Origin of the sequence: Seongchinamella sediminis (assembly GCF_003457605.1) — a bacterium.
Classification (GTDB): Bacteria; Pseudomonadota; Gammaproteobacteria; order Pseudomonadales; family Halieaceae; genus Halioglobus; species Halioglobus sediminis.
The window spans coordinates 143,273-169,950 of the sequence record NZ_QRAN01000003.1 but is presented as its reverse complement, the minus strand read 5'-3'; the positions used below and the strand labels follow the sequence as shown (position 1 = coordinate 169,950).

General features: G+C 62.6%; 26 protein-coding genes and 1 tRNA gene. 24 read left to right on the top strand and 3 right to left on the bottom strand.

The window, feature by feature from the left end:
• Positions 1-24: 24 nt before the first annotated feature.
• Positions 25-2,769 carry a ribonuclease E gene (gene rne / locus DWB85_RS03940; RefSeq protein WP_117952897.1) on the bottom strand — a complete coding sequence of 915 codons (2,745 nt, stop codon included), beginning with the start codon at positions 2,767-2,769 and terminating at the stop codon, positions 25-27.
• A gap of 532 nt (positions 2,770-3,301) precedes the next feature.
• On the opposite strand from rne, the gene rluC reads away from it, so the two are divergent.
• Positions 3,302-4,252: a 23S rRNA pseudouridine(955/2504/2580) synthase RluC gene (rluC, locus tag DWB85_RS03935; RefSeq protein ID WP_117952896.1), complete on the top strand. Its 951-nt coding sequence runs from the start codon at positions 3,302-3,304 to the stop codon at positions 4,250-4,252.
• A 9-nt stretch (positions 4,253-4,261) separates the two neighbouring features.
• A complete protein-coding gene (locus DWB85_RS03930; protein WP_239017208.1) occupies positions 4,262-4,462 on the top strand; it encodes an HAD hydrolase-like protein in 201 nt (66 codons plus the stop codon).
• Here DWB85_RS03930 and DWB85_RS03925 read toward each other — a convergent pair.
• Complete coding sequence (locus tag DWB85_RS03925) at positions 4,459-5,034, bottom strand: Maf family protein (RefSeq protein WP_117952895.1); 576 nt, start codon at positions 5,032-5,034, stop codon at positions 4,459-4,461. The genes DWB85_RS03930 and DWB85_RS03925 overlap by 4 nt on opposite strands.
• A gap of 186 nt (positions 5,035-5,220) precedes the next feature.
• Here DWB85_RS03925 and DWB85_RS03920 point away from each other — a divergent pair, with 186 nt between their 5' ends.
• The 22 genes from DWB85_RS03920 (at position 5,221) to DWB85_RS03815 (ending at position 25,885) form a co-directional block, all read left to right on the top strand.
• Positions 5,221-5,658, top strand: coding sequence for a YceD family protein (locus DWB85_RS03920; RefSeq protein WP_162845995.1), 438 nt, complete (start codon positions 5,221-5,223; stop codon positions 5,656-5,658).
• A 15-nt stretch (positions 5,659-5,673) separates the two neighbouring features.
• A complete protein-coding gene (rpmF, locus tag DWB85_RS03915) occupies positions 5,674-5,856 on the top strand; it encodes a 50S ribosomal protein L32 (protein WP_117952893.1) in 183 nt (60 codons plus the stop codon).
• Positions 5,857-6,070: 214 nt separating this feature from the next.
• Entirely contained in the window at positions 6,071-7,006 is a 936-nt protein-coding gene (gene fabD / locus DWB85_RS03910; protein WP_117952892.1) for an ACP S-malonyltransferase, read from the top strand.
• Positions 7,007-7,035: 29 nt separating this feature from the next.
• The gene (gene fabG / locus DWB85_RS03905; RefSeq protein WP_117952891.1) at positions 7,036-7,779 is read left to right on the top strand and encodes a 3-oxoacyl-ACP reductase FabG; all 744 of its coding nucleotides are present in this window, start codon (positions 7,036-7,038) and stop codon (positions 7,777-7,779) included.
• Positions 7,780-7,924: 145 nt separating this feature from the next.
• A complete protein-coding gene (gene acpP / locus DWB85_RS03900) occupies positions 7,925-8,161 on the top strand; it encodes an acyl carrier protein (protein ID WP_066056577.1) in 237 nt (78 codons plus the stop codon).
• A gap of 97 nt (positions 8,162-8,258) precedes the next feature.
• Complete coding sequence (gene fabF, locus DWB85_RS03895) at positions 8,259-9,500, top strand: beta-ketoacyl-ACP synthase II (RefSeq protein WP_117952890.1); 1,242 nt, start codon at positions 8,259-8,261, stop codon at positions 9,498-9,500.
• 11 nt (positions 9,501-9,511) lie between these two features.
• Positions 9,512-10,348, top strand: coding sequence for an aminodeoxychorismate lyase (gene pabC, locus DWB85_RS03890; RefSeq protein ID WP_162845994.1), 837 nt, complete (start codon positions 9,512-9,514; stop codon positions 10,346-10,348).
• The gene (gene mltG, locus DWB85_RS03885; RefSeq protein WP_117952888.1) at positions 10,342-11,370 is read left to right on the top strand and encodes an endolytic transglycosylase MltG; all 1,029 of its coding nucleotides are present in this window, start codon (positions 10,342-10,344) and stop codon (positions 11,368-11,370) included. The genes pabC and mltG overlap by 7 nt, the downstream gene beginning before the upstream one ends.
• An 8-nt stretch (positions 11,371-11,378) precedes the next feature.
• Positions 11,379-12,026: a dTMP kinase gene (tmk, locus tag DWB85_RS03880; RefSeq protein WP_117952887.1), complete on the top strand. Its 648-nt coding sequence runs from the start codon at positions 11,379-11,381 to the stop codon at positions 12,024-12,026.
• Positions 12,026-13,036: a DNA polymerase III subunit delta' gene (gene holB / locus DWB85_RS03875; protein WP_117952886.1), complete on the top strand. Its 1,011-nt coding sequence runs from the start codon at positions 12,026-12,028 to the stop codon at positions 13,034-13,036. Before tmk ends, holB begins: the two co-directional genes overlap by 1 nt.
• The gene (locus DWB85_RS03870) at positions 13,033-13,386 is read left to right on the top strand and encodes a PilZ domain-containing protein (RefSeq protein WP_117952885.1); all 354 of its coding nucleotides are present in this window, start codon (positions 13,033-13,035) and stop codon (positions 13,384-13,386) included. Before holB ends, DWB85_RS03870 begins: the two co-directional genes overlap by 4 nt.
• 327 nt (positions 13,387-13,713) lie before the next feature.
• A complete protein-coding gene (locus DWB85_RS03865; protein ID WP_133300556.1) occupies positions 13,714-15,012 on the top strand; it encodes a hypothetical protein in 1,299 nt (432 codons plus the stop codon).
• Between the two features lie 154 nt (positions 15,013-15,166).
• Positions 15,167-15,251 (top strand) — tRNA-Leu (locus tag DWB85_RS03860).
• Between the two features lie 101 nt (positions 15,252-15,352).
• On the top strand, positions 15,353-16,678 hold the full coding sequence (gene tig / locus DWB85_RS03855; RefSeq protein WP_117952883.1) for a trigger factor: 1,326 nt from the start codon (positions 15,353-15,355) through the stop codon (positions 16,676-16,678).
• A 74-nt stretch (positions 16,679-16,752) separates the two neighbouring features.
• The gene (gene clpP / locus DWB85_RS03850) at positions 16,753-17,391 is read left to right on the top strand and encodes an ATP-dependent Clp endopeptidase proteolytic subunit ClpP (RefSeq protein ID WP_117952882.1); all 639 of its coding nucleotides are present in this window, start codon (positions 16,753-16,755) and stop codon (positions 17,389-17,391) included.
• A gap of 114 nt (positions 17,392-17,505) precedes the next feature.
• Positions 17,506-18,798 carry an ATP-dependent Clp protease ATP-binding subunit ClpX gene (clpX, locus tag DWB85_RS03845; protein ID WP_117952881.1) on the top strand — a complete coding sequence of 431 codons (1,293 nt, stop codon included), beginning with the start codon at positions 17,506-17,508 and terminating at the stop codon, positions 18,796-18,798.
• 130 nt (positions 18,799-18,928) lie between these two features.
• Positions 18,929-21,340, top strand: coding sequence for an endopeptidase La (lon, locus tag DWB85_RS03840; RefSeq protein WP_117952880.1), 2,412 nt, complete (start codon positions 18,929-18,931; stop codon positions 21,338-21,340).
• Positions 21,341-21,525: 185 nt separating this feature from the next.
• Positions 21,526-21,801, top strand: a complete 276-nt coding sequence (locus DWB85_RS03835) for an HU family DNA-binding protein (protein WP_117953033.1) — start codon at positions 21,526-21,528, stop codon at positions 21,799-21,801.
• Between the two features lie 113 nt (positions 21,802-21,914).
• A complete protein-coding gene (locus tag DWB85_RS03830) occupies positions 21,915-23,795 on the top strand; it encodes a SurA N-terminal domain-containing protein (RefSeq protein ID WP_117952879.1) in 1,881 nt (626 codons plus the stop codon).
• A gap of 16 nt (positions 23,796-23,811) precedes the next feature.
• A complete protein-coding gene (locus tag DWB85_RS03825; protein ID WP_117952878.1) occupies positions 23,812-24,996 on the top strand; it encodes a phosphoglycerate dehydrogenase in 1,185 nt (394 codons plus the stop codon).
• A gap of 23 nt (positions 24,997-25,019) precedes the next feature.
• Positions 25,020-25,532 carry a DUF1285 domain-containing protein gene (locus DWB85_RS03820; protein WP_117952877.1) on the top strand — a complete coding sequence of 171 codons (513 nt, stop codon included), beginning with the start codon at positions 25,020-25,022 and terminating at the stop codon, positions 25,530-25,532.
• Between the two features lie 104 nt (positions 25,533-25,636).
• Positions 25,637-25,885, top strand: coding sequence for a hypothetical protein (locus tag DWB85_RS03815; RefSeq protein WP_117952876.1), 249 nt, complete (start codon positions 25,637-25,639; stop codon positions 25,883-25,885).
• Positions 25,886-25,995: 110 nt separating this feature from the next.
• On the opposite strand, the gene lexA is transcribed toward DWB85_RS03815, so the two are convergent.
• On the bottom strand, positions 25,996-26,598 hold the full coding sequence (gene lexA, locus DWB85_RS03810) for a transcriptional repressor LexA (RefSeq protein WP_117952875.1): 603 nt from the start codon (positions 26,596-26,598) through the stop codon (positions 25,996-25,998).
• Between the last annotated feature and the right edge of the window lie 80 nt (positions 26,599-26,678).

Sequence of the window (26,678 nt, the reverse complement as noted above, 5' to 3'; positions counted from 1 at the left end):
TCCCGTGCCTATATTTCAGCCTTTTTAGTTGCCGGATGCCGCCTCGGCCATCGGCACGCCGGGCAGCGGGCCGCGGGGGTCGTTACTGGCGCGGGCTTCAACCCGGCCACTGTGCGCTGCCGGCGGGGCTACCCGGTCGCTGAACAGCGGCGGGTGCCCGGTGCTGATTGCCACAGACTCAACCGGCTTCGGCTCAACCCGTGGATCGTTAACAGCGAGACCCTCGGCGGTGATGCCGGCAGGTGCCGCTGCCGGGGCAGGGGGCTCGGCAGCGACTGCGGGGGCTGAGGGCGCCGCTGCTGCTGCCGCGGGCTCAGGCTGGGCCTCGGCCACGGGCGCTTTCGCGGCCGGCGCTTCCGGGGCGGTGGCCACGGGTTCCGGCGCGGCGTCAGTTTTGGCCTCCTGCTGTGCGGCTGGCGCTTCCGGGGCGGCAGTGGCTGCCGGCTGCTCGGCGCTGGCAGCCGCAGGCTCTGGCTTGGCAGGCGGCGGAGACTGTGGCGCCGGCGCCGCTTCGCTCTTGCTGCTGTCAGCCAGGTCGGCGACCGCCGCGGGCGCTGCCGCTTGTTCCGGTTTCGCATCCTGCCCTTCAGCGGGCTTGCGGCTGCGACGGCGGCGCTGCGGTTCGCTGCGCTTCATGTCCGCCGGGCGCTTGCGGGGCTGGCCCTCGCGTTGCTCCTGCGGCTGCTCGGCTGCGCTCTGCTTGCTGTCGTTGGCCGCTTCGGCGCTCACTTCCTGCTTGCTGCTCTGGCCGTCGCGGTTGTTGCGGCGCCGGTTGCGGCTGTTGCCATTGCTGCGCTGCTCGTCGCTGCGCTGGCGTTTCTGCTTGTCGCCGGTTGCACCGTCGCGCTGCTTGTCCTGCTGCTTGCGGCTGTCGTCCTGGCGTTCGCCGCGCGCTTGTTGCTCACCGCTGCGCCGGTTGCGGTTGCGGTTACGGTTGTTGCGATTGCCCTGGGATGACTTCTGGCCCTGGCGCTGCTGCTCGCCGCTGGCCTTTTTCGGCGCTGCTTTGGGCTGCTCTTCCTCCGCACCGCCGGACAGGGCGGCCCACAGGCGAGCCAGCAGTCCCGGTTGCGGTTGTGGCGCTGCGGCCTGTTGTTTCGGCTTGCGCTGCTGGCCCGCCTTCTGCTTCGGCTGCTGGGCGGGCTTTTCCGCCGCTTCCGGCGCCGGGCCGCGGGGCGCCAGGGCTTTAACCGCGGCTTCCTGCTGCGGAATGGCGGCCGTGTGCGTATCGGAGATGGACTCTACATCCGGCGGGGCCATCTCGATCTTGTAGCTGATCTCGTGGTCACCATCGACTTCGTCGTCGCGCAGGCGTTGCACTTCGAAGTGTGGTGTTTCCATGTTGGGGTTGGGCACAACCAGTACCCTGACCCGGGCCTCGCGCTCGATGTCGCTCAGCGCGACCCGCTTTTCATTGAGCAGGTAGGCGGCCACGTCCAGCGGTACGATGGCCCGCACCTCGGCGCTGCGGTCCTTGATCGCTTCCTCTTCCAGCAGGCGGAGGATCGACAGGGCCAGCGACTTGGTGTCGCGGATCGTGCCCTGGCCGGTACAGCGGGGGCAGACCTTGGCGCTGGTTTCACCCAGCGACGGGCGCAGGCGCTGGCGCGACATTTCCAGCAGGCCAAAGCGGGAGATGCGGCCGACCTGGACCCGGGCACGGTCGATGCTCAGGGCATCGCGCATCCGGTTTTCCACCTGGCGCTGGCTCTTGGAAGCCAGCATATCGATAAAGTCGATAACGATGAGGCCGCCCATGTCGCGCAGGCGCAGCTGGCGGGCGATTTCATCAGCCGCTTCCAGGTTGGTTTTGAGCGCGGTTTCCTCGATGTCCTTGCCCTTGGTGGCGCGGGCGGAGTTGATGTCGATGGAGACCAGGGCCTCGGTGGGGTCGATGACGATGGAACCGCCGGAGGGCAGCCGAACCTCGCGCTGGAACGCGGTCTCGATCTGGCTCTCGATCTGGAAGCGGTTGAACATGGGAATGCTGTCTTCGTAGATCCGCAGCTTGTTCTTGAACTGCGGCATCACCAGGCTGACAAAGTCCTGGGCCTGCTTGAAGGCGTCAGCGGAATCGATCAGCACCTGGTCGATATCGTCGCGCAGGTAGTCGCGGATCGCCCGGATGATAACGTTGCTCTCCTGGAACAGCAGGGTCGCGGGTTTGACTTCCTCGTTGGCCTGGGTGATCTTTTCCCACAGCTGCAGCAGGTAGTTGAGGTCCCACTGCAGTTCTTCCGAGGAGCGGCCAACACCGGCGGTACGGATGATAACGCCCATGCCATTGGGGATTTCCAGGGCCGAGAGGGCCTCGCGCAGCTCAGACCGGTCGTCGCCGTCGATGCGGCGGGAGATGCCGCCGGCGCGGGGGTTGTTGGGCATCAGCACCATGTAGCGGCCGGCGAGGGAGATAAAGGTGGTGAGGGCGGCGCCCTTGTTGCCACGCTCTTCTTTATCTACCTGGACGATGATTTCGGTGCCTTCCTTGACCACGTCCTTGATCTTGACCCGGCCATCGCCGTCGGGCTTGCGGTAAAAATACTCGCGGGCAATTTCCTTCAGCGGCAGGAAGCCGTGGCGCTCGGCGCCGAAGTCGACAAATGCGGCTTCGAGTGAGGGCTCAACGCGGGTGATCTTGCCCTTGTAGATGTTGGATTTTTTCTGGATACGGGTGCGATTCTCTATATCCAGGTCGTACAGTCGCTGGCCATCGACCAGCGCAACGCGCAACTCTTCGGGTTGAGTCGCATTGATTAACATTTTTTTCATAAGTGCCTAAGCCTATAGTGAGCAGGCCTGGCCGGGCAGGAATCAGTGTGCAGGCCCTAAACAGCAAGGCCTTGGGGGAGGGCGGTCGTGCACGCTAAACGCGTGTTTTAAGTGCCTTGTGGGCACGGGGGCTTGAATGCCACTCCCGGCATCCAGGTATTCTTTTCTACTTTGCCACACAGGGTGGCCGTATCAGCGTCGGGGGGAATGGTACTCACTCCGCCTTTTTGGTAGTGTCGCAGCACCTGGGGCTGGCGACGACGCTGTTAAATCTGATTCGGTGTCCCGGCAGTCATTATCTGCTCGGTTTCAGTCATCGTCTTTATATGCGTGGATTAGTCGGGTTTTGCCCGTCGCGCATTGACGTCCATTGTATGATTGCGGCTGGCGGTACCATGCGTATTTCATCGGCAGGCCCAAACATCGCCAGTGGTTTGATGCGTCGCCGGCACCGGTTGGTCGCGGGCGGCGGCAATCACACGCCGCGGACTATAGCACCTATTGCAGGAAAATTAAACGAATTCCGTAGCTTATGTCAGATAGCGAAGAAAACAGGCCAACAGTCCGCCACCTGGCCGTGGATGAGAACTCCGCCGGCCAGCGCCTGGACAACTTCCTGACCCGGGAATTGCGCGGCGTGCCGCGCACCCGGCTTTACAAGGCGATGCGCAAGGGCGAAATCCGGGTCAACAAGGGGCGGGTAAAGCCGGACCACCGGCTCGCCGCCGGCGACCTGGTGCGGGTGCCGCCACTGCGCACGCCGCCACCCTCGGAGGCGCCGACCATTCCCCGCTACTGGTCGGAACAGCTGGCCGCGCGGGTCATCTACGAGGACAGGGGCCTGCTGGTGGTCGACAAGCCCTCCGGGCTGGCGGTCCACGGCGGCAGCGGGCTCAATTACGGCATGATCGAGTGCCTGCGGCAGATGCGACCGGAGGACCGCTACCTGGAGCTGGTCCACCGGCTGGACCGGGATACCTCCGGCCTGATCATGGTGGCCCGGCGCCCGGCGATTCTCAGGGAGCTCCATCGCCAGCTGCGCGAGGACAAGGTCGACAAGCGCTACCTGGCGCTGGTGCCCGGCAAGTGGCCGCGCAAGCTGAAGCGGGTCGAGGCGCCGCTGCAGAAGAACGTGCTGCAGTCGGGAGAACGCATGGTGCGGGTGTCCCGGGAGGGCAAGCCCTCCATCACCGAGTTCAGTGTGATTGAGCGCTTCCCCGGGGCGACCCTGGTGGAGGCCAAACCAGTCACCGGGCGCACCCACCAGATCCGGGTCCACGCCCAGCACGCCGGCTTCCCCCTGCTCGGCGACGACAAGTACGGCTCCGACCAGGGCGCCGCCCTGGGCCAGCAACTGGGCCTCAAGCGGCTGTTCCTGCACGCCGTCAGGCTGCGCCTGCGGCTGCCCGAAACGGGCCGCCTGGAGCTGGAGGCGGCGCTCGATGAAGAGCTGGAAAGCGTTTTAACTAAGCTCCGTAAGTAATTGCTGATTATGGTTATATTTGATTGGGATGGCACCTTGTGCGACGCCGTCAGCCACATCGTGGCCTCGGTTCAGGCGGTGGCCCGGGAGCTGGGCCTGCCGGTACCCAGTGACGCCGAGGCGGCCAACATTATCGGCCTCAGCCTGCCCCGGGCGATGGAGGTGCTGCTGCCGCAGGAGTCGCCGCAGCGGCTGCAGGCCCTGTCCTAGGGGCAGGGTAGCCCCGCCTGGCGCAGCAGGCGATTGGTGGCAATTAAGGGCAGGCCCTCCAGGCTGGTGGGATCATCGCCGATCATGCGCTCAAACAGGCTGATCCCCAGCCCCTCGCACTTGAAGCTGCCGGCGCAGTCGTAGGGCTGTTCCCGCTGCAGGTAGGACTGGATTTCTTCTTCTGCCAGGGCGCGGAACTCCACCGCGAACGGCACCAGTGCCGTCAGCTCCAGCTGCCGCGACCGGGCCACCAGCGCCACCCCGGTATAAAAGGACACGCGGCGGCCGGCACTGGCGCGCAGCTGGGCCGCGGCGGCCTGGTGATTCCCCGGCTTGCCAATGCAGTCGCCGGCAATGCTCGCCACCTGGTCGCTGCCCAGCACCAGCGCCGCGGGAAAACGGCTGGCGATGGCGCGCGCCTTGGCCAGGGCCAGGCGGCTGGCGAGGACCTCCGGGGCCTCCCCGGGCAGGGGCTTTTCATCCACCGCCGGCGCCTCGCAGGTGAAGGGAATAGCCAGCCGTTCCAGCAGTTGCCGGCGGTAGGGTGAGGTGGAGGCGAGAATCAGTTCCATGGGGGTAAAACAATCCTGTGAATAAGTCGGAGAACTGCTTGTATTTTATAGAATTTTTTTTGACAAAGGGGGGTTGCCTCACTATGATGCGCGCCTATGTTGACTGAGCCCCTCCCCAGCACGCTGGACGTCCGCAAGGCGGCAGCGCGTGGAGTGAGCATTAGCGGTGCGTTGAACCTCGCCAATTTGCCTCGATTTACAGCCTTGTTGGCTGCCGAACAGGGGGAGATTGACGCGGAATTAACGTTTTCCCGGGACGAGGAAAAGCAGCCGGTGATCGAGGTGTGCTACCAGGCAAAGGTGCTGGTAGAGTGCCAACGCTGCCTGCAGGCCATGCCCCTGGAACTGGCGGGAGAAAACACCCTGGGGATTGTCTGGACCGACGACCAGGCCAGGCACCTTCCCCGTCACCTGGACCCGTTGATAGTGCCGGAAGAGGGCGCGAATTTGTGGGAGTTGTTGGAGGACGAGCTGATTCTGGCCCTGCCTTCCTTTAACTACCACGACACTGAAGATTGTAAACAGATATTGTCCGACTATACCGGGCCGGCTCCTGACGAGGGCGAGGGCGACAACAAGCCCAATCCCTTCGACATACTGGCGCAGTTGAAAACGGACAAGTAAATCAGGAGTTAGCCCATGGCTGTGCAAAAAAGCAAGAAGACCCGCTCTCGTCGCGGGATGCGTCGTTCCCACGATGCCCTGTCCGGATCCACCCTGTCGGTAGACCAGACATCTGGTGAAACCCATCGTCGCCACCACGTGAGCGCCGACGGTTTCTACCGTGGCAAGAAAGTCGTCGACACCGGTTCCGACGACTAAGCACTTGTCCCGGCGGTCACCAGTACCGTTTATTTTCTCCGCGGAGACAGCCGTCTCCGCCGCCCCGGCAGCGCTGCCACCAGGAGCGCTGTCAACATTTCTGCCCCCTGAAAATACTGCCCCCCGTTGCCTGCTGCATCGTACAGCCGGGATGGCCCCTGCGCGGCACATCAGCCGGGCTGCCTAACACCGACAGACCACCCAGGAATACACCATGTCAGACAATTCACTCGCTTTTGTTTTCCCCGGACAGGGTTCCCAGAAAGTGGGCATGCTCGCCGCCGCCCACGACCAGTTCGCGGCGGTTCGCGATACCTTCGCCGAGGCCTCGGAGGCCCTGGGTTACGACATGTGGGACCTGATCCAGAACGGCGAACAGGAGGCGCTGAACCTCACCGAGACCACCCAGCCGGTGCTGCTGGCGTCATCGGTGGCGCTGTGGCGCGCCTGGCTGGCGGAGGGCGGGGCGCGCCCGGCGCTGATGGCCGGCCACAGCCTGGGCGAATTTTCCGCCCTGGTCTGCGCTGGCGCCCTGGATTTTGCCGACGGGGTACGCCTGGTGCGCAGCCGCGGCCAGTTCATGCAGACCGCCGTGCCGGTGGGCGAGGGCGCCATGGCGGCGATCATCGGCCTGGACGACGACGTCATTAACGATATCTGCAGCGCCACCGACGGGGTGGTGGCAGCGGTTAACTTCAACTCGCCGGGGCAGGTGGTGATCGCCGGTCACACGGCGCCGGTGGAAGCCGCGATTGCGGCGCTGAAGGAGGCGGGCGCGAAGCGGGCGATGCCGCTGCCGGTGAGCGCACCCTTCCATACGGAACTGATGAAGCCGGCGGGAGAGCGTCTGGCCGAGGCCATGGCCAGCATCGAGATCAGTACCCCGGAAATCCCGGTGGTGCACAATGTCCACGCCGCCACCGAGTCCGACCCCGGGGCTATTAGAGAGCTACTGGTGCAGCAGATTTACAGTCCGGTGCAGTGGACGCGGTGTGTGCAGGCAATGACCGATGCCGGTGTCAGCAGTGTCGTCGAGTGCGGCCCGGGCAAGGTGTTGAGCGGGCTTAACCGGCGCATCGACAAAGCCCTGGCCAGCTACTCGCTGGAAGAACCTGAATCCCTGGCTTCCGCCCGCCAGGAACTGGGCTGAGCCCGCCTATCCACCAGAGGAGATCGACAATGAGTGAAGACAGGAAGGTAGCGCTGGTTACCGGCGCCAGCCGGGGAATCGGCAGGGCCATTGCCGAGCAACTGGCCGCCGACGGTTACACCGTGGTGGGCACCGCGACCAGTGACGGTGGCGCGGAAAATATCAGCGCCTACCTGAAAGCGGCGGGCAACGACGGCTGCGGAATGAAACTGGACGTGGCCGATGACGACAATGTGGCTGAAGTGCTCAAGGCCATCGCCGGACAATTCGGCGCGCCCCTGGTGCTGGTCAACAATGCCGGTATTACCCGCGACAACATTCTCATGCGCATGAAAGCCGATGAATGGAGCGATGTGATCGACACCAACCTCAATGCCCTGTACCGGGTCAGCAAGGCCTGCCTGCGCGGCATGACCAAGGCCCGCTGGGGGCGCATCGTCAACATCACCTCGGTGGTGGGCTCCATGGGCAATATGGGCCAGAGCAATTACGCCGCCACCAAAGCCGGCGCCGAGGGCTTCTCCCGGGCGCTGGCGCGGGAGCTGGGCTCGCGTTCGGTGACCGTCAATTGTGTGGCGCCGGGCTTTATCGACACCGACATGACGCGCGAGCTCAACGAGGAGCAGCGGCAGCTGATGCTGGGCCAGATACCCCTGGGCCGGCTGGGGCAGCCCGAGGAAATCGCGGCGCTGGTGGGCTTTCTGTGCAGCGATGCAGCGGGCTACATCACCGGCGAAACACTGCATATAAATGGTGGTATGTATATGGCTTAACTGTTTGAATTGGCAGTTAATAGTTACCGGTGTGCGGCGCGCAAAAAAAATATTTATAACTCTTGGACAAAACAGAGTAAAATGCGCGCTCAGGCCGTGAATCAGGGTTTGAATCAGCACTAAATCTCAGGAGTGACAAATAATCATGAGCAGCATTGAAGAACGCGTTAAGAAAATCGTAGCGGAGCAACTTGGCGTGAAAGAAGAAGAAGTGCAGACGGAGGCCTCGTTTGTCGAGGACCTGGGCGCGGACTCTCTGGACACCGTGGAGTTGGTAATGGCTCTGGAAGAGGAATTCGAGACTGAAATTCCCGACGAGGAAGCCGAGAAAATTACCACTGTCAAGCTGGCGATCGACTACATCAACGAAAACCTCGCCTGATCCAAGCAGCTCCCCCGAGAAGCCGTTTCTATTTTTTGATAGAGCGGCTTTTCTTCTTTATGCTTCCCTATAATCCGATCCGAGAGGAGATGCTAAGTTGATTGGCAGAAGAGTCGTTGTGACAGGACTGGGCGTTGTCAGCCCCGTTGGCCATACCGTTGCCGAAACCTGGGAAAATATCCTCGCCGGGAAGAGCGGCGCCGCCCCGATCGAAGCCTTCGACACCTCCGCATACACCACGCGGTTCAGTGCCAGTGTGCGTGACTTCGACATGTCTCCCTACCTGGCTCCCAAGGACGCCCGGAAAATGGACACCTTCGTCCAGTACGGCATGGCCGCCGGTATCCAGGCGCTGGAAGACAGCGGCTTTGAGGTGACCGAGGAGAACGCCCCGCGCGTGGGCTGCGCCATCGGCTCCGGTATTGGCGGCATCGGCCAGATCGAAAAGAATACCGAGATCGTGGCCAACTCCGGCCCCCGGCGGATCTCGCCGTTCTTTGTGCCGGGCTCCATTATCAATATGATTTCCGGCAACCTGTCGGTGAAATACAACCTGCAGGGGCCGAACCTGGCGGTGGTTACCGCCTGTACCACCGGCACCCACAATATTGGCCTGGGCGCGCGGCTGATCGCCCTCGGCGATGCGGACGCCATGCTGGTGGGCGGCGCGGAAATGGCAACCACACCGGTCGGGCTGGGTGGTTTCGCCGCAGCCCGGGCGCTGTCGACCCGCAATGACGATCCCGAAGCGGCCTCCCGGCCCTGGGACAGGGATCGCGACGGCTTTGTGCTCGGTGATGGCGCCGGTGTCATGATGCTGGAGGAATACGAGGCGGCAAAAGCCCGCGGCGCGACAATCTACGCCGAGCTGTGCGGATTTGGCATGAGCGGTGACGCCTACCACATGACCCTGCCGCCGGAGGATGGTCGCGGGGCGGCGGCGTCCATGGCCAATGCGGTGCGCGATGCCGGTATCCCGGTGGACAAAATCAACTACATCAATGCCCACGGCACCTCGACCCCGGCCGGCGATGTCGCCGAGAGCAGGGCGGTGGAAACCGTGCTGGGCACCGCCGCGGAACAGGTTGCGGTGAGCTCTACCAAGTCCATGATCGGTCACCTGCTGGGTGCCGCCGGGGCCGTCGAGGCGATATTCTCGGTGCTGGCGATACGCGACCAGGTATGCCCACCAACCATCAACCTCGACAACCCGGACGAAGGGGCCAATCTCAACTACGTGCCCCACACGGCGCAGGAGCGGGAAATCCACAGCGTGCTCTCCAACTCCTTCGGCTTTGGCGGTACCAACGGTTCCCTGCTGTTCAGCAAGCCCGACTGACCGGGCCGGCGGTGTCTGCAACTGCGCTGATCTGGGTAGACGGCGAACGGGCATCGGCACTGCCGCTGCCCGACCGCGGACTGGATTTCGGCGACGGCCTGTTTGAAACCCTGCTGCTGCGCAGCGGCACTCCCCAGTTCCAGCAACTGCACCTGGAGCGCCTGGCCGCCGGGCTGCAAGTCCTGTCTTTTCCCGATTGCCTTGAGCGGGCTGCGGACTGCCTGCAGCAGGCCGCCGAGCACCTGCAGGCTCATGCCTGGGCTGCCCTGCGGCTCACGGTGACCCGCGGCGCGGCGCCGCGCGGTTATGCCCCGCCGGCCGCTGCCACCCCGAGGGTGGTGATCACCGCCGCGCCGCTAAGCCAGGATCGCAGCCTCTTCTCGCCGCCGCTTGCGCTGGACTGGGCGCACATGCCCTGGTCCAGCCAGCCCCAGCTGGCCGGCATCAAGCACCTCAACCGGCTGGAGCAGGTGCTGGTGGCCGCGCGGCTGGCGACAATGGACGCCGATGAACTGGTGGTTCTCGACCAGCAGGGCCAGGTCTGTTCGGTGAGTGCCGGCAACCTGTTTCTGCTGGAACAGGGGCGCCTGCTGACGCCTGCCCTGGAAACCTGCGGTATTGCCGGTACCCGGCGGCGGCTGGTGCTGGAACAACTCGCGCCGGCGCTATCCATTCCCGTCGCCGAGACCCACATCTCGCCGGCGCAACTGGCCGACGCGGACGCGGTCTTCGTCTGCAACAGCATCCGCGGGCTGCAGCCGGTGGCCAGTCTCGGCGAGCGCCGCTGGCATAACCATGAGCTCTGTCATGCCCTGCACGAGCAGTACCTGGGGGCGATGTCGTGCTGAAGAAACTCCTGTTGTCACTGCTGGTGCTGGCGGCGATCGTCGCCGTTGCGCTCAACCTGCTGCAGCAGCGCTGGCAGCAGCCGCTGGCCATTCCCGGGCAGGGCTACCTGCTCGACGTGGGTGCCGGTGAAACCCTGCGTTCGGTGGCGGCGCAGCTGGAGGCGGACGGGGTCACCGGCGACGGCTGGATGCTGCGCCTGTACGGCCGCTGGACCGGTCTCGACCAGCAGATCAAGCGCGGAGAATACCGTATCCCCGCGGGCACTACAGCCAGGGCCCTGCTGCAGCTGCTGCAGGAGGGCAGGGTGATCAGCTATCAGGTGACCCTGCCCGAGGGTATAAGCCTGTCCCGCGCCCTGGAAATTCTCGCCGCCAGCGACGAACTGCAGACCACGCTGGCCGGGACGGAGGATTCCCGCCTGCTGGCGCTGGCGGCTCCGTATGCGCATCCGGAGGGACTGTTTTTTCCCGACAGCTACCAGTTTGAACGGGGTGCAACCGACCACGATATTCTGCGCCGCGCGCGGGCGGCCATGATTCGGGTGCTGGAGGAGGAGTGGCAGGGCCGGGAGGAAGGGCTGCCCTATGACTCGCCCTACGAGGCCCTGGTCATGGCCAGTATCATCGAACGGGAAACCGGACTGGAGCACGAGCGCGGGGAAATAGCCGGGGTATTCGTGCGCCGGTTGAACCAGAACATGCGCCTGCAGACGGATCCCACGATCATTTACGGCCTCGGTGAGCGCTTCGATGGCAACCTGCGGCGCAGCCACCTGCGCGATGACGAGAACCCCTACAACACCTACCGGCACCGGGGCCTGCCGCCCACCCCCATTGCCCTGCCCGGGCGCGAGGCTATCCACGCGGCGCTGCATCCGGCGCCGGGGTCGTCGCTGTATTTCGTCGCCCGCGGCGATGGCGGCCACTACTTCAGCGACACCCTTGCCGAGCATCAGCGGGCCGTGCGTAAATACCAGCTGCAGCGGCGCGAGGACTATCGCTCGAGCCCGCCACCAGAATAAGAGAGAGCATGGAATCACGCGGATTGTTTATAACCGTCGAGGGCGGCGAAGGGGTTGGTAAATCGACCAACATGGCCTTCCTCGAGCAACACCTGACAGCGCTGGGTATCGACCTGGTGGTTACCCGGGAGCCCGGCGGTACCGCCCTGGGCGAGGATATTCGCGAGCTGTTGCTGCGGCCCAGGAGCAAGCCGATCGCCGACCGGGCTGAACTGCTGTTGATTTTCGCCGCCCGGGCCCAGCACCTGGCCGAGGTGGTTATCCCCGCGCTGGACGCCGGCCGCTGGGTGCTGTGCGACCGCTTTACCGATGCCACCTATGCCTACCAGGGCGGCGGCCGGCAGCTGCCCATGGCGGCAATCCGCGAACTGGAACAGCTGGTGCAGGGCGACCTCCGGCCGGACTATACCCTGTTGCTGGACGCCCCCGTGGATGTGGGCATGGCCCGGGCCCGGGAACGTGCCGAGCTCGACCGCTTCGAGCAGGAACAGGTCGAATTCTTTGAGCGGGTGCGGGCCACCTACCTGCAACTCGCCGGGGAGGGCAGCGGCCGCTACCGGGTGATCGATGCCGCCCTGCCGCTTGAAGATGTGGAGCAGCAGTTACAGGACGTCTGCGCTGAGCTGGCGACCTGCTGGGGAGTGCGGCAGCGGTGATGGAATTGACGGGGCTGCCAGTCAGCAGTGCGCCATTGCCCTGGCAGGGCGACACCTGGGCCCGGTTCAACCGCCAGTTGACCGAGGGCAACCTGCCCCACGCCCTGCTGCTCGCCGGCGCCGCCAACAGCGGCAAACGGCGCCTGGCACTGGCGCTGGCGCGCCTGTTGCTGTGCCAGTCCCCCAGCGGTGGACTCAACTGTGGCAGCTGTCACGCCTGTGAGCTCAGCGCCAGCGGCAGCCACGGCGACCTGCGCTGGCTGCAGCCGGAGGAAAAAAGCCGGGCGATCAAGATCGACCAGGTTCGCGACACGGTCAGTTTCGCCACCAAAACCGCTAACTTCGGCGCCCACAAGGTGGTGGTGATCGCCCCCGCAGACGCCATGAACACCAACGCCGCCAATGCCCTGCTCAAGTCGCTGGAGGAGCCGTCACCCGGTACCTTTCTGATCCTGGTCTGTGACCGCCTGCACGGCATTCCTGCGACCATCCGTTCCCGCTGCCAGATCGTCAAGCTGCCACCGCCGGGCGCGGAAACCGCACTGGCCTGGCTGGACCAGGCCACCGGTAGCCGCGAGCAGAGCGCAACGCTGCTGACACTGGCAGACGGCATGCCCATGCTCGCCGAGGCCATGCATTGCCGGGCCGACAGCGAGGAACTGGTGGCAGCGCGGATAGCCTGCCGCTCGCTGGTGACGGGCAAGATCGGTAGCGCCGAGGCGGCGCGGATGCTGGAGCAGTCCTCCATTGACGAGTTGCTGGAACAGCTGGCAACGACCCTGCGCAGCAGCCTGAAACAGCTGGATGGCCCGGCCCTCAACAGCGCGCGGGGGCGGCGCATATTTGCCACCCTGGACGAGCTGAACGGCATCCAGAAGGCGGTGCGCGGTGGTGCCAACCCCAACCGGCAGCTGCTGACGGAAGTTTTACTGGAAAAGCTGCAGTCTGTATTGGGCAGCGCTGCGGCCAGTGGTAGTATCAGGCCTTCAACAGGGGAGACCGGGGCATGACTGACGCCAGACAAAACAGCCGCAATGGCATCCTGTCGCTGACCATCAAGGACAAGGCCGTACTCTATTCGGCCTATATGCCATTCCTCCAGAACGGCGGGCTGTTCGTGCCCACCAACAAGGCCTACGCGCTGGGCGATGAGGTATTCATGTTGTTAACCCTGATGGACGAGGCGGAAAAAATCCCCATTGCCGGCAAGGTGGTGTGGGTAACCCCCCGCGGCGCCCAGGGTAACCGCACGGCGGGAATCGGGGTGCAGTTCAGCGAGCAGGACGCGGCAGCCAACGCCAAGATCGAGAATCACCTGGCAGGTTCGCTGGGCTCCGACCGGCCCACACACACCATGTAATCTTGAAGTGGTTTCTCTAAAAGCGCTCCAAGTGGTTGATTATTAAAAACTAAGACCAAAAAAATGGGTCCCGGAAGGGGACCCAATAAGACCATTAGGAGTGAAACATAAAGGAATTGCTTCCCTGTGAGAGCATTGGGTATGCTCCCGCGACCACCCGACTAAACTAGGGGATAGGTAGCCACACTCTTAGTATCGCTCAAGTTTGGTAATTTTCCACAGTTGATCGGGCGATTTTTTAATATATTTGGAAATATCGTTAGCTATTTTAATTATAAATAGCTATATGGATCGCGATCCCAGTCAGCCAGAGGTGCACTTTTGTCCTTGAACCCGAGCAGCACAGGCAGCATCCGCAGGGTGTCCGGCGAGCCGGTGCAGGCCCTGGCGGTCTGGCTGGCCGGCGCCCAGGCGGGTGACCTCCTGCTGGTGGACTTCCCCCTGCGGCAATGGTGGTTGCCGGAGCCGGCGGAGCAAGCCCTGGTTGCCATATACAGTCGGCGGCGGGACGGCGACTATGAATGCACCGTCGCAGAGACCGTCGATACAGCCGCCCAGGGCCAGCTCGCCGAGCTCGGGCTGGGCCCCTGGGCAGACCGGCAGGGCCTGCCGCTGTTCCAGCCCGGCCAGCCGCTGGTGCTCTCGCCGGTGCATATTCCCAAGCCCTGGGGCCAGGAGATCTGGTTTACCGGGGCTGAAGAGCGCGGTCTGTGCCGATTCTCCGATGGCCGCCATGCCGTGCCGATTCCCTGGCTGCAGGCCCTGTTCCCGGCGGCGCAGGCAGGGGAGCCCGATTCGCCGCTGGTGCTGCTGAAGATTCTCGATCCCGCGCCTCAGGAGGTGACCGGCGACCTGTACTTCGAGCTGCACGAGGAAAAGCGCGAGGTCTACGTGGTCACCCATGTCGACCGCAATGCCTGGCCGGACGGTGTGGGGGCTATTCGCTACGGCTTTGACCCGGCGAAGCTGCGCGCGGCCGGTAGTGAGGAGGTCTTCCGGCAGCATTACCTGGCCGCGGTACAGGCCTACGAAGCAGTGCGGCGGGAAATTGATGGGCTGCCCGAGGGAGCGGCAGCCGGTGAGGCCCTGCGGCAGCGCGAGGAAGCGCTGCGCGCGGCAATGAATGCCTTCACTGCGATGCGCGAGCTGCGGGTGGGAGATGTGGTGGTAGTGCCCCTGCTGATGCCCCACTCCTTGCAGCACGGTGTCCGCACCATCGAATTCCAGACCCCGGTGTACGAGCGGCAGATCCTGTCCTTCGCCCAGAAAGTGCTCACCCAGGACCACTGGGATACCGCCGCGGCGGTGGGCAGAATGCGGTTGACCCCACCGGTGGATGATCATTTCAGCGTATTGCCCGCCCCGCCCGGGGTGACGGTGGAGCGCATCGTCGACTTTCCCGATTTCGAGGTGCGCCGGGTGAGCCTGGCGCCGGGAGCAGCACTGGCGGTCGAATGCGGCCAGGGCTACCAGTTGCTGATGGTGGTTGCCGGCGAGCTGGCGCTTGGGGAGGCCCTCATCGGGCCCGAGCAGGGCGCCCTGTTGCCCCGTGGCGGGCAGTTTTCGCTGGCCCATCCGGATCCCTCCAGGCCCCTGGTCCTGCTGCTGGCCGAGCCGCGTCGTTGAGCGGTTGAACCGGGCTGGTCTTTGTGGCAGAATCTGCGCCCTTGCAAGACCTCCAGGCACCGCTATAAGGGCTAATATACTCCAGAATAATCAACTGGTTAGGCGTATGAAGTTACAGTTGATTCTAGCTGGCTGGTGACGGGAGGCAGCACCTGCGGAAGTGGCGAAATTGGTATACGCGCTGGTTTTAGGTACCAGTGCCGCAAGGCGTGAGAGTTCGAGTCTCTCCTTCCGCACCATTTTGCGAGCAGCCTCGACCCCGGGTCGGGCTGTCAAACGTGTAACAAGTGAAGAAGAGCGCCGCTGGCGCCGCTTACCTGGCTATTGATGAGGATAAACCATGCAGGTTTCTATTGAGACGACTTCTGGACTGGAGCGTCGTTTGACCGTGGGCGTACCCGCAGCCCGTATAGACGGCGCTGTCGACGAGCGCCTGAAAAAGGCTGCCAAGGACGTCCGTATGCCGGGCTTCCGCCCCGGCAAGGTGCCGATGAAGGTCATGCGCCAGCGTTTCGGCGCCGGTGTTCGCCAGGAAGTTCTCGGTGAGGTAATGAGCCAGTCGTTCCAGGAAGCGGTGGTGCAGGAGCAACTGCGTCCCGCCGGCCAGCCGAGCATCGAGCCCAAATCACTGGAAGCCGGCAAGGACCTTGAATACGTGGCGACCTTCGAGGTCTTCCCCGAGGTGGACGTCGTCGAGATGCAGGATTTCGAGGTCGAGAAGCCCGTCGCCGAGGTGACCGACGAGGACGTGGATAACATCATCGAGGTGTTCCGCAAGCAGCAGGGCAGCTGGCAGGAAGCGGAACGCGCGGCCGCTGAGGGCGACAAGGTCAATATCGATTACAGCGGCACCAAAGACGGTGAGGCCTTCGAGGGCGGCAGCGCCGAGGGCTCCGAGCTCGAACTGGGCTCCGGACGCATGATCCCCGGCTTCGAGGACGGTATCGTGGGCATGAAAGCCGGCGAGGAAAAGACCCTGGAGCTGAGCTTCCCGGAGGACTACCACAACGAGGACCTCAAGGGCGCGGCGGTTGAATTCAGGGTCAGCGTGAACAAGGTCGAGGAGATGGTGCCTGCCGAGCTCAACGAAGAGCTGTTCGCCCAGTACGGGGTGGAAGAGGGCGGCGAAGCCCAGTTCCGCAAGGAAGTGGCCGAGAACATGGCCCGCGAGCTGAAAAATGCGGTGGAAGGCAAGGTCAAGCAGCAGGTGATGGATGCGGTAATCGCCGCCCACGAAAACGTGGATATTCCCCGTGCCCTGGTGGCCCAGGAAGTCGATGCCCTGCGCAACCAGATGTTCCAGCAATTCGGTGGTGCCGGCGGTCAGAATATGGACCTCAAGTCCCTGTTGCCCGACGACATGTTCACCGAAAACGCCGAAAAGCGGGTCAAGCTGGGCCTGGTGCTGTCCGAGCTGATCTCCAAGCTGGAACTCAAGGCGGATGCCGACAAGGTGCGCGCTACCATCGAGGAAATGGCCTCCACCTACCAGGAACCGGAGGAGGTGATCAACTGGTACTACTCCAACCAGGAGCAGCTTGCCTCAGTTGAATCCAAGGTTCTTGAAGACCAGGTGGTTGAAAAACTCCTCGAGAATGCCAAGATAACAGAGAAGGAGTGCAGCTATCAGGAGGCGATTGCCCCCGCAGCGCAGGAAGAAGCCTGATAGCACCGCTCCGTAAGGCGGCGCCTGGGTGTCGCCTTTGATCTGCATAATCAATTATTTAGGGACGGAACGCTATGCCATTTCAGCCACACGGGCGCAATGCTCAAACGATAGAAAACCTGGGGCTTGTGCCCATGGTGGTGGAGCAGACCTCCCGCGGGGAACGCTCTTACGACATCTACTCCCGGCTGCTGAAAGAGCGCGTGATCTTCATGGTCGGTCCGGTCGAGGATCATATGGCCAACCTGATTGTCGCCCAGATGCTGTTCCTGGAGTCCGAGAACCCCGACAAGGACATCCACCTCTACATCAATTCCCCCGGCGGCAGTGTCACCGCGGGGCTGTCAATTTACGACACCATGCAGTTCATCAAGCCCGATGTCAGCACCATGTGTGTGGGCCAGGCTGCCTCCATGGGCGCGTTCCTGCTCTGCGGCGGCGCCAAGGGCAAGCGCTACTGCCTGCCCAATGCCCGCACCATGATTCACCAGCCTTCGGGCGGTGCCCAGGGCCAGGCCACGGATATCGAGATTCACGCCAGGGAAATCCTCATCATCCGCAAGAAGCTCAATGAGCTGATGGCGGAGCACACCGGTCAGCCGCTGGAGGTTATCGAGCGCGATACCGAGCGCGACCGCTTCATGAACGCCGAGGACAGCAGGACCTACGGTTTGGTGGACGAAGTTGTGACGCGCAGGGGCGGAGCGGGATAGCCTGTTAGTATAACCTGCTTTTGCGCCCCCGGGGGGCTTGCAATACACCAGAAAAAACATCATCTTAGGGGCTAAGATGATGGAAATTCAGCTATTTTCGCGTAGGGCGGCTTAATGAGTGACGAAACCACCAATTCTGGCGACGACGGCGGCAAGCTGTTGTACTGCTCCTTCTGTGGCAAGAGCCAGCATGAAGTGCGCAAGCTAATCGCCGGTCCCTCGGTGTTTATCTGCGATGAATGTGTCGACTTGTGTAACGACATCATTCGCGAGGAGGTGCAGGAGTCCAGCGGCGAGTCTTCCCAGGACCAGCTGCCGGTACCCCAGGAAATCAAGGCCATTCTTGACGAGTATGTGATCGGCCAGCAACGAGCCAAGAAAGTATTGTCGGTCGCCGTGTACAACCACTATAAACGGCTGCGCCACGGCCAGACCCGCGGCGACGATGTCGAACTGGGCAAGAGTAATATCCTGCTGGTGGGGCCCACCGGTTCCGGCAAGACCCTGCTGGCCGAGACCCTCGCCCGGCTGCTGGATGTGCCATTCACCATCGCCGACGCCACCACGCTGACCGAAGCGGGTTATGTCGGCGAGGACGTGGAAAATATCATCCAGAAGCTGCTGCAGAAGTGCGACTACGATGTGGAGAAGGCCCAGGTGGGTATCGTCTACATCGACGAAATCGACAAGATCTCCCGCAAATCCGACAACCCCTCCATCACCCGTGACGTGTCCGGCGAGGGGGTGCAGCAGGCGCTGCTGAAACTGATCGAGGGAACGGTCGCTTCCGTCCCGCCCCAGGGCGGTCGCAAGCACCCGCAGCAGGAATTCCTGCAGGTGGACACCTCCAATATCCTGTTTATCTGCGGCGGCGCCTTTGCCGGCCTCGACAAGGTGATTCGCAACCGTTCCGAGAAGGGCGGTATCGGTTTCAATGCCGAGGTGAAGACCAAGGACGAGACCAGCAATGTCGGCGAACTGCTGTTTGACCTGGAACCCGAGGACCTGGTGCAGTACGGCCTGATCCCGGAGTTTGTCGGGCGCCTGCCGGTGATCGCGACCCTGGAGGAACTCGATGCCGAGGCCCTGGTCCAAATCCTCACGGAACCGAAGAACTCCCTTACCAAGCAGTACAGCAAACTGTTTGAGATGGAGGACGTGGAGGTTGATTTCCGCGAGGATGGCCTGCGCGCGGTGGCGGAGAGAGCCATGGAGCGCAAAACCGGCGCCCGCGGTCTGCGCTCCATTCTTGAAGGCGTTCTGCTGGATTCCATGTACAACATTCCATCGCGGGATGACGTCAGCAAGGTCGTTATCGACGAGTCGGTGATTCGCGGGGATTCCGAGCCCCTGCTGGTCTACCAGAACAACGAACCGGCTGCGCGGACGGCGTCAACCGAAGAATAGCCAGGCTGCACCCGGCCAGGGTCGGGTGTGATCTGCTTACCGGGGCGCCATCCCTGGCGGTTGTATTCTCGGTTTCCGACCCCATTAACCGAGGGACGACACACCATTCCCGCCCAACCCGGAGATTATTATGGGTTCATCCTCTGTTATCGAACTTCCCCTGCTGCCCCTGCGCGATGTGGTGGTCTACCCGCATATGGTGTTGCCGCTGTTCGTTGGCCGGGAAAAGTCTATCGAGGCCCTCGAGGACGCCATGGCCAACGACAAGCAGGTACTGCTGGTGGCCCAGCGTGATGCAGCCGATGACAATCCCGGCGCCGATGACATCTACCAGGTGGGCACCGTCTCCAATATCCTGCAGCTGCTGAAGCTGCCCGATGGCACCATCAAGGTGCTGGTGGAAGGGGGCTTTCGCGCCGCTATCGACAGTGTCGACGACGAGGGCGAGTTTGCCGTGGCCAGCGTGCGGGAAATCGTCAGCGATGACATCCCCGAGGACGAGGCCGAGGGTCTGCTGCGTTCCACCAACAGCCAGTTCGAAAAGTATGTCAACCTGAGCAAGAAGGTGCCGGCCGAGGTACTGACCTCGCTGACCGGCATCGATGAGCCCGGTCGCCTGGCGGACACGATCGCCGCGCACATGAGCGTGGACCTGGAGGAGAAGCAGCGCATTCTGGAGATCTCCGGGATCCGCGCGCGCCTGGAACACCTGATGGGCCTGATGGAAGCGGAGATCGACCTGTTCCAGGTGGAGAAGCGCATCCGCGGCCGCGTCAAGAAGCAGATGGAAAAGAGCCAGCGCGAGTACTACCTCAACGAACAGATGAAGGCTATCCAGAAAGAGCTGGGGGAGATGGACGAGGCGCCCAACGAACTGGACGAGCTGCAGTCCCGCATCGACGAGGCGAAAATGCCCGCCGAGGCGAAAGAAAAGGCCGAGGCGGAGCTGGGCAAGTTGAAAATGATGTCACCCATGTCGGCGGAAGCCTCGGTGGTGCGCAGCTATATCGACTGGATGGTCAGCGTGCCCTGGGCAAAACGCAGCAAGGTCAAGCATGATCTCAAGCGCGCGACCCGGATTCTCGATGAGGACCACTACGGACTGGACGAGGTCAAGGACCGCATCATCGAGTACCTGGCGGTGCAAAAGCGGGTGCGCAAGGTGAAGGGCCCGGTGCTGTGCCTGGTAGGGCCGCCCGGTGTCGGCAAGACCTCGCTGGGCGAGTCCATAGCCCGCTCCACCAATCGCAAATTTGTGCGTATGGCCCTGGGCGGGGTGCGCGACGAGGCGGAAATTCGCGGCCACCGTCGCACCTATATCGGCTCCATGCCCGGCAAGCTGCTGCAGAAAATGGCCAAGGCGGGGGTCAGGAACCCGCTGTTCCTGCTCGACGAGATCGACAAGATGGGTATGGACCACCGCGGTGATCCGGCGTCGGCGATGCTGGAAGTGCTGGACCCGGAACAGAACCACGCCTTCAACGACCACTACCTGGAGGTGGATTACGATCTCTCGGATGTGATGTTTGTCTGTACCTCCAACACCATGAATATCCCCGGCCCGCTACTGGACCGGATGGAGGTCATCCGCATTCCCGGTTATACCGAGGACGAGAAACTCAACATTGCCGAGCGCTACCTGATTCCCAAGCAGGTGAAGCTCAACGGCCTGAAGAAAGACGAACTGTTTATTGCGCCGGAAGCGGTGACCGACATTATCCGCTATTACACCCGTGAGGCGGGCGTGCGCTCCCTCGAGCGCGAAATCGCCAAGGTCTGCCGGAAAATGGTCAAGGCCATTACCCTCGAGGAAGCCGAAGGCGGCAGCACGGTGACTCCGGAGATGCTCAGCGATCTGCTGGGGGTACGTAAATACAACTACGGTATCGCCGAGGAAGAGAACAAGATCGGCCAGGTTACCGGTCTCGCCTGGACATCGGTGGGCGGAGAACTGCTGACCATCGAAGCGGTTGCGGTTGCCGGTAAGGGGCGTCACGTTAAAACCGGCTCGCTCGGTGACGTGATGCAGGAATCGATACAGGCGGCGACTACAGTGGTGCGCAGCCGTTCGCAAATGCTGGGTATTCCGGCAAATTACCACGAAAAGCACGACGTGCACATTCACGTGCCCGAGGGTGCGACACCCAAGGACGGTCCCAGCGCCGGTGTTGCCATGTGTACGGCGCTGGTATCGGTGCTGACCGAGATCCCGGTGCGGGCCGACGTTGCCATGACCGGTGAAATCACCCTGCGCGGTGAGGTACTGCCGATTGGCGGACTAAAGGAAAAATTGCTGGCGGCGCGCCGGGGCGGGATCAAGACCGTAATCATTCCAAAGGAGAACGAACGGGACCTGAAAGAGATTCCGGACAACATCAAGGAGCACCTCAACATCCGCGCCGTCAAGTGGATCGATGAAGTGCTGGCCATTGCGCTGGAGTCCATGCCCAAACCATTGAGTGACGAGGAATACCTCGCCAGTGGTATTACCGGGGGCGGCGAGGAGTCCGAGGACGAAAAAAATCGCATAAATACGCACTAACAGCGGGTTTCACGTTGACCGGGATTCCCGCTCTGGTATAAAGTCGTGCGTCGGCGCTGAGGGCTGAAATGCAGTGATTGCAGGAGTTGCAGCCCAATATCGGCAGAGCGAAACAAACGATTTCTTTGCCCACCCCGGGCACCAAGATCACCAACAAACCGACCAAATATTCCAAGGGGATAAGTGTGAACAAAACTGAACTCATCGATGCAATTGCAGCAGCAGCAGATCTACCCAAGGCCTCCGCTGGCCGCGCGCTGGACGCAGTTGTAGACAGCATTACCGACGCACTGAAAAAAGGTGACCAGGTTTCCCTGGTTGGCTTCGGCACTTTTTCAGTGAAACACCGCAGCGCCCGCACCGGCCGCAACCCGCAAACCGGTGCCACTATTGAAATCGCTGCGTCAGAAGTACCCAGCTTCAAGGCAGGTAAAGCCCTCAAGGATGCCGTTAACTCCTGAGGCCTTCCCAGTTCGTTGCGGCTGAGTTGATTCGTCCCAACGATGAGAGCTTGAAAGCATAAAAAGGCGCACTTCCGGTGCGCTTTTTTTTTAAGTATCCGAGAGAACAACCCATGCTCCAAGACATACGCAAAAACTCCCAGGGAACAATGGCGAAGATTATCGTCGGTGTCATTGTTGTAGCCTTTGCCGGCTTTGGTCTTGAATCCATCCTGCTTGGCGGTGGCAACAACTCCGTCGCGGAAGTGAACGGCGAGCAGATCAGCCCGCTGGAACTGCAGCAGGCCGTCGATAACCAGAAGCGCCAGCTGATATCCATGATGGGCGAGAATATCGACCCCACCATGCTGGACGACCAGCGGCTCTCGCAGCAGGCCATGCAGTCGCTGATCCAGCGCAAACTGTTGCTGCAGTCGGCGGAGGACATGGGCTTGACGGTATCCGCTGGCCAGGTCGGTGCCGTGGTAGCCTCCATGGAACAGTTTAAGCTCGACGGCCAGTTTTCCCCGGACATGTACCGGGCCCGCCTTGGCGAAGCCGGGTTCACCCCGACCTCTTTCAAGCAGGCCATGGTCGAAGACATGACCCTGGGACAGGCCCGTTCGGGACTGGCCGGTAGCGAATTTGCCACGCCCGCAGAGTTGGAACTGAATGCCCGTATAGTCGGCGAGCAGCGTGACCTGCGCTACCTGACCATCCCGCTGGCCACCTTTGCCAGCGAAACCGAAGTCAGCGCCGGGGATGTTGAGGCCTATTACAACGAGCACGCCGACGAATTCCTGTCGGAGGAAGCGGTAGAGCTCGATTACATCGAACTGCGGGCCGAGGATTTCCGGGCGCCAGTTGAAGAACAGGCGATTGTCGACGCTTATCGGGAAGAGATCGTTAACGGCCAGTACCAGACCGAGACCCGGGTATCCCACATCCTGTTTGAGCAGGGCAGCGACGAGAGCGATGAGGCCTTTGCCCGGCGCATAGCCGATGTCCAGGACCGTCTTGCCGGCGGCGCCGACTTCGCCGAGGTCGCGGGCGACGCGTCCGACGATATCGGATCCACCGCTTTTGGCGGCGATCTGGGCTTCACCGCCGGGGACGCTTTCCCCGCCGAGATGGAAGAGGCAATAGCGGCGCTCGACGTCAATGCCGTTTCCGAACCGGTGGCAACCGACGCGGGTGTCCATATCATCAAGGTCACCGAACGCCGTGAGGGTGAGCCGCCACCGCTGGAAGAGTTGCGCCCGCAACTGGAAGAGCAGCTGGCGATGGCCGAGGCCCAGGTGGAGTTGTTGCTCACGGTCGAGACCCTCAAAGATCTGGCGTTCAATGCCCAGGATCTGCAGGCGCCGGCGACGGAGATGTCACTGCAGGTGCAGCGCAGTGAGCGGGTCAGCCGTAACCAGGAGGAGGGCCTGTTCGCCGAGCCGGCGCTGCTGGCCGCCGCTTTTTCCGATGAGGTGCTCAACGCCGGCCACAACAGCGACGTGATCGAGCTCAGCCCCGAGCACTGGGTTGTGGTCAGTGTCAGGGAACACCACCCGGCAGAAGTGCTACCGCTGGCGGCGGTAGAGGAAGAAATCATCGCCCGGATTACCGATGAGCGCGCCCGCGCCGCGGTCGAAGCCGCGGCCATCGCCGCCGCCCGCAGCCTGCGTGCCGGTGACAGCGTGGAGTCCTTCGCCAAGGCCGCGGGCTACGAGTGGCAGGTGGAACTGGGCGCCAGCCGGCGCAACAGCATGGTGCCCGCGGAAATCCTCGCCAGCGCGTTTTTGCTGGCGCCCCCCGCCGAGGGTGAATCCGTGGTCGATTACGTGGTCAATACCAGCGGCGACGCCCTGGTGTATGAAGTAGCACGGGTCAGCCCCGGTTCGCTGGCGGAACTGGCGGAAGCTGAACGCGGCGGCCTGCAGCAAATGGTTGGAGCCGAGTACAGCCAGCTGATCGACAACGAATACCGGCAGGGCTTGCGCGAGTCCGCTGACATCAACGTATTGTAAGGGACTCGAAACGAACATGGCCAGACAGATACTGACACTCAACCAGATTTCCGTGAAAGGTCTGGAGCGACTGCCGCGCGACTGTTACGAAATCGCCAGCGAGTTTTCCCACCCGGACGCGATCCTGCTGCGCAGCCACAAACTGCAGCCGCAGGACATAGCGGAGACCGTACTCGCCATTGCCAGGGCCGGCGCCGGGGTTAACAACATTCCGGTGGCCGAATGCAGCAAGCGCGGGATTCCGGTGTTCAACTCGCCGGGGGCCAACGCCAACGCGGTGAAGGAACTGGTAGCGGCGGGCATGCTGCTGGGCTCCCGCGGCATTGTCGAGGGTATCGAGTATGTCGACACGCTCGCGCACATGACTGACAAGGCCGAGATGAACAAAACCCTGGAAGCGCAGAAAAAGCAGTTCAAGGGTTCGGAGCTGGTGGGCAAGACCCTGGGTGTGGTCGGGCTGGGCGCGATTGGATCCATGGTGGCGGAAATGGCCCTGACCATGGGCATGGATGTGGTCGGCTATGACCCGGCCCTGTCGGTGGAAGCGGCATGGCGGCTATCCAGCCAGGTGCGCCGGGCGGACACGCTGTCAGCCCTGTTCGCGCGCTGTGATTACATTTCCCTGCACCTGCCGGTGCTCGACTCCACCCGCGGCCTGATAAACAGCGAACTGCTGGCGGCGGTGAGTGAGGGTACCTGCCTGCTGAACTTCGCCCGTCAGGAGATTGTCGACGAGGACGCTCTCGTTGCAGCGCTGGACGAAGGCAAGTTGCGCAAGTACATCGCCGATTTCCCCTCGCCGCAGCTCATCGGCCGTGATGACGTGATCCTCATGCCACACATCGGCGCCAGCACCGACGAGGCCGAGGATAACTGCGCAATCATGGCTGCCAATCAACTCAAGGATTTCCTGGAGAACGGCAACATTCGCAATTCGGTGAATTTCCCCACCCTGGTCCTGGAGCGGGTCAGCGGTTGTAGGCTGTCGGTCACCAATGAAAATGTACCCAGGATCCTGGGCAGCGTGCTGTCGATTCTCGCCGACGAGAATATCAACGTGATCGACATGCTTAACAAGAGCCGCGACGATATCGCCTACAACCTCATCGACGTGGAAGGCGACATCACTGACGAGATTCTTGAGCGGATGCGGGTCCTCGAGGGAGTCATCAACGTACGCATGATCGGCGACTGCGCCTGAACGGCGGCAGCGGGAGGCGAAAGGTGACAGACAAGCTCGATGCGATCGCCGACCAGGTCGGTAAGCGGCGTAATTTCGACAGCCCGCCCCTGCACTTGTGGAACCCGGAGCTGTCCGGGGATATCCCGATCCGCATCGCCCGCGACGGCAGCTGGTACCACGAAGACAGCCTCATCCGCCGGGAGTCCCTGCGCAACCTGTTTGCCAGCATCCTGCGGCGGGAGGACGATGGTGAGTACTACCTGGTGACACCGGTCGAGAAGTGGCGGCTGCAGGTGGAAGCGCACCCGCTGATCGTCACTGATGTCGAGCCCGTGGACGCTGAGCTGCAATTAACACTCAACACCGGAAAAACACTGCTTGTCGGTGAGGAGCACCCCCTGTTTCTTGACCCTGACATCGACAACGTGGCGGCGGTCAGGCTCTGGCACGGGCTCACCGCCCTGTTTTCGCGCAATGCCTGGTATCGCCTGGTGGAACTGGCCGACAGCGAGGGTGTGGTGCACAGCGGCGCGACCAGCCTGCGCCTGGGGTAAGACCGTTGCTCCGTGGCGCAGGCTGGCGCCACCAAAACCGGGCTGTCAGGCGCTACCTCGTGCTGATACAATGAACCTGCATTCAGCGAAGAGAGGTTTATTGAGTGTCTGCATCCTTACTGGAGATCGTTGACCTGGGCGACGGCGAAATCGTACTGCAACGTGCTAACGACGATTCCGAACCCCTGGTAACCATACGTTTCTCCGAAGAATCGCGCGTCTACATGATGGACAACAGCCTGGAAGTCGCCAAGGCGATGATACAGGCTGGCATACAGGCAGCGGCTGAAGTGGCCGAGCAGGGCGAAATGGACAACGAACCCGCTGTCGAGGCTCCTCGCGTCCTGCACTGAGCGCGGTCGCTGTTCCCCAGACCCGGGCCGGCAGTATCGGGCACCGGTTCACCACAGACGCCGCTGGCGTGCTGTCACTCCCGGTACCGCCCGCAAATCTGTCGGGCGGCTCAGGCGCCCCGGCGCAACACACCCACGCTGAGCCCCTCGATGGCGAAGGCCTGCTCGCGTAAATCCACCGTGATCGGCTGGTAGTCCGGATTTTCCGGCAGCAATTCCAGCAGGTGCTTGTCGGCTCCTTTACGCAGGCGCTTGACGGTGACTTCGTCCTCGATGCGGGCGACCACCACGTCGCCATTACTGGCCACCGGGGTGGAATGCACCGCCAGGAGATCTCCGTCGAATATGCCAATATCTATCATGCTGTCGCCGGTAACGCGCAGGAAGTAATCGGCCCTGGGCTTGAAGAATTCCGGCGCCAGGGCACAGTAGTCCTCGATATTTTCCTCCGCCAGCACCGGGTTACCCGCGGCCACGCGGCCGATGATGGGGATGCCGGCGGTAGCGGGGAGTTTGATGCCCCGGGAAGCCCCGGGAATAATCTCGATTGCACCTTTGCGCGCCAGGGCCTTGAGATGCTCCTCGGCGGCGTTGGCCGACTTGAAACCCAGTTCCCTGGCGATATCGGCCCGGGTGGGGGGGTAACCCGTGGTATCGATGTGCTGGCGAATGATGTCCAGTACCTGTTGCTGCCGCTTGGTGAGCTTTTCCATGGTCGCCCCATCTGTTTATTTATACAGTGGCTGTGATTATATACAGGTGGGGGCGGCAAAAACAATGGCCGGGGAAGGTG

Bases quoted from the DNA above. Each gene is read 5' to 3' on its own strand.
- DWB85_RS03830 (WP_117952879.1), top strand. From the start codon at position 21,915: ATGCTCCAAGACATACGCAAAAACTCCCAGGGAACAATGGCGAAGATT.
- DWB85_RS03930 (WP_239017208.1), top strand. From the start codon at position 4,262: ATGGTTATATTTGATTGGGATGGCACCTTGTGCGACGCCGTCAGCCAC.
- holB (WP_117952886.1), top strand. From the start codon at position 12,026: ATGGAATTGACGGGGCTGCCAGTCAGCAGTGCGCCATTGCCCTGGCAG.
- lon (WP_117952880.1), top strand. From the start codon at position 18,929: ATGGGTTCATCCTCTGTTATCGAACTTCCCCTGCTGCCCCTGCGCGAT.
- DWB85_RS03825 (WP_117952878.1), top strand. From the start codon at position 23,812: ATGGCCAGACAGATACTGACACTCAACCAGATTTCCGTGAAAGGTCTG.
- clpX (WP_117952881.1), top strand. From the start codon at position 17,506: ATGAGTGACGAAACCACCAATTCTGGCGACGACGGCGGCAAGCTGTTG.
- rluC (WP_117952896.1), top strand. From the start codon at position 3,302: ATGTCAGATAGCGAAGAAAACAGGCCAACAGTCCGCCACCTGGCCGTG.
- clpP (WP_117952882.1), top strand. From the start codon at position 16,753: ATGCCATTTCAGCCACACGGGCGCAATGCTCAAACGATAGAAAACCTG.
- fabG (WP_117952891.1), top strand. From the start codon at position 7,036: ATGAGTGAAGACAGGAAGGTAGCGCTGGTTACCGGCGCCAGCCGGGGA.
- DWB85_RS03870 (WP_117952885.1), top strand. From the start codon at position 13,033: ATGACTGACGCCAGACAAAACAGCCGCAATGGCATCCTGTCGCTGACC.
- tig (WP_117952883.1), top strand. From the start codon at position 15,353: ATGCAGGTTTCTATTGAGACGACTTCTGGACTGGAGCGTCGTTTGACC.
- rpmF (WP_117952893.1), top strand. From the start codon at position 5,674: ATGGCTGTGCAAAAAAGCAAGAAGACCCGCTCTCGTCGCGGGATGCGT.
- DWB85_RS03925 (WP_117952895.1), bottom strand. From the start codon at position 5,034: ATGGAACTGATTCTCGCCTCCACCTCACCCTACCGCCGGCAACTGCTG.
- acpP (WP_066056577.1), top strand. From the start codon at position 7,925: ATGAGCAGCATTGAAGAACGCGTTAAGAAAATCGTAGCGGAGCAACTT.
- tmk (WP_117952887.1), top strand. From the start codon at position 11,379: ATGGAATCACGCGGATTGTTTATAACCGTCGAGGGCGGCGAAGGGGTT.
- fabD (WP_117952892.1), top strand. From the start codon at position 6,071: ATGTCAGACAATTCACTCGCTTTTGTTTTCCCCGGACAGGGTTCCCAG.
- rne (WP_117952897.1), bottom strand. From the start codon at position 2,769: ATGAAAAAAATGTTAATCAATGCGACTCAACCCGAAGAGTTGCGCGTT.
- lexA (WP_117952875.1), bottom strand. From the start codon at position 26,598: ATGGAAAAGCTCACCAAGCGGCAGCAACAGGTACTGGACATCATTCGC.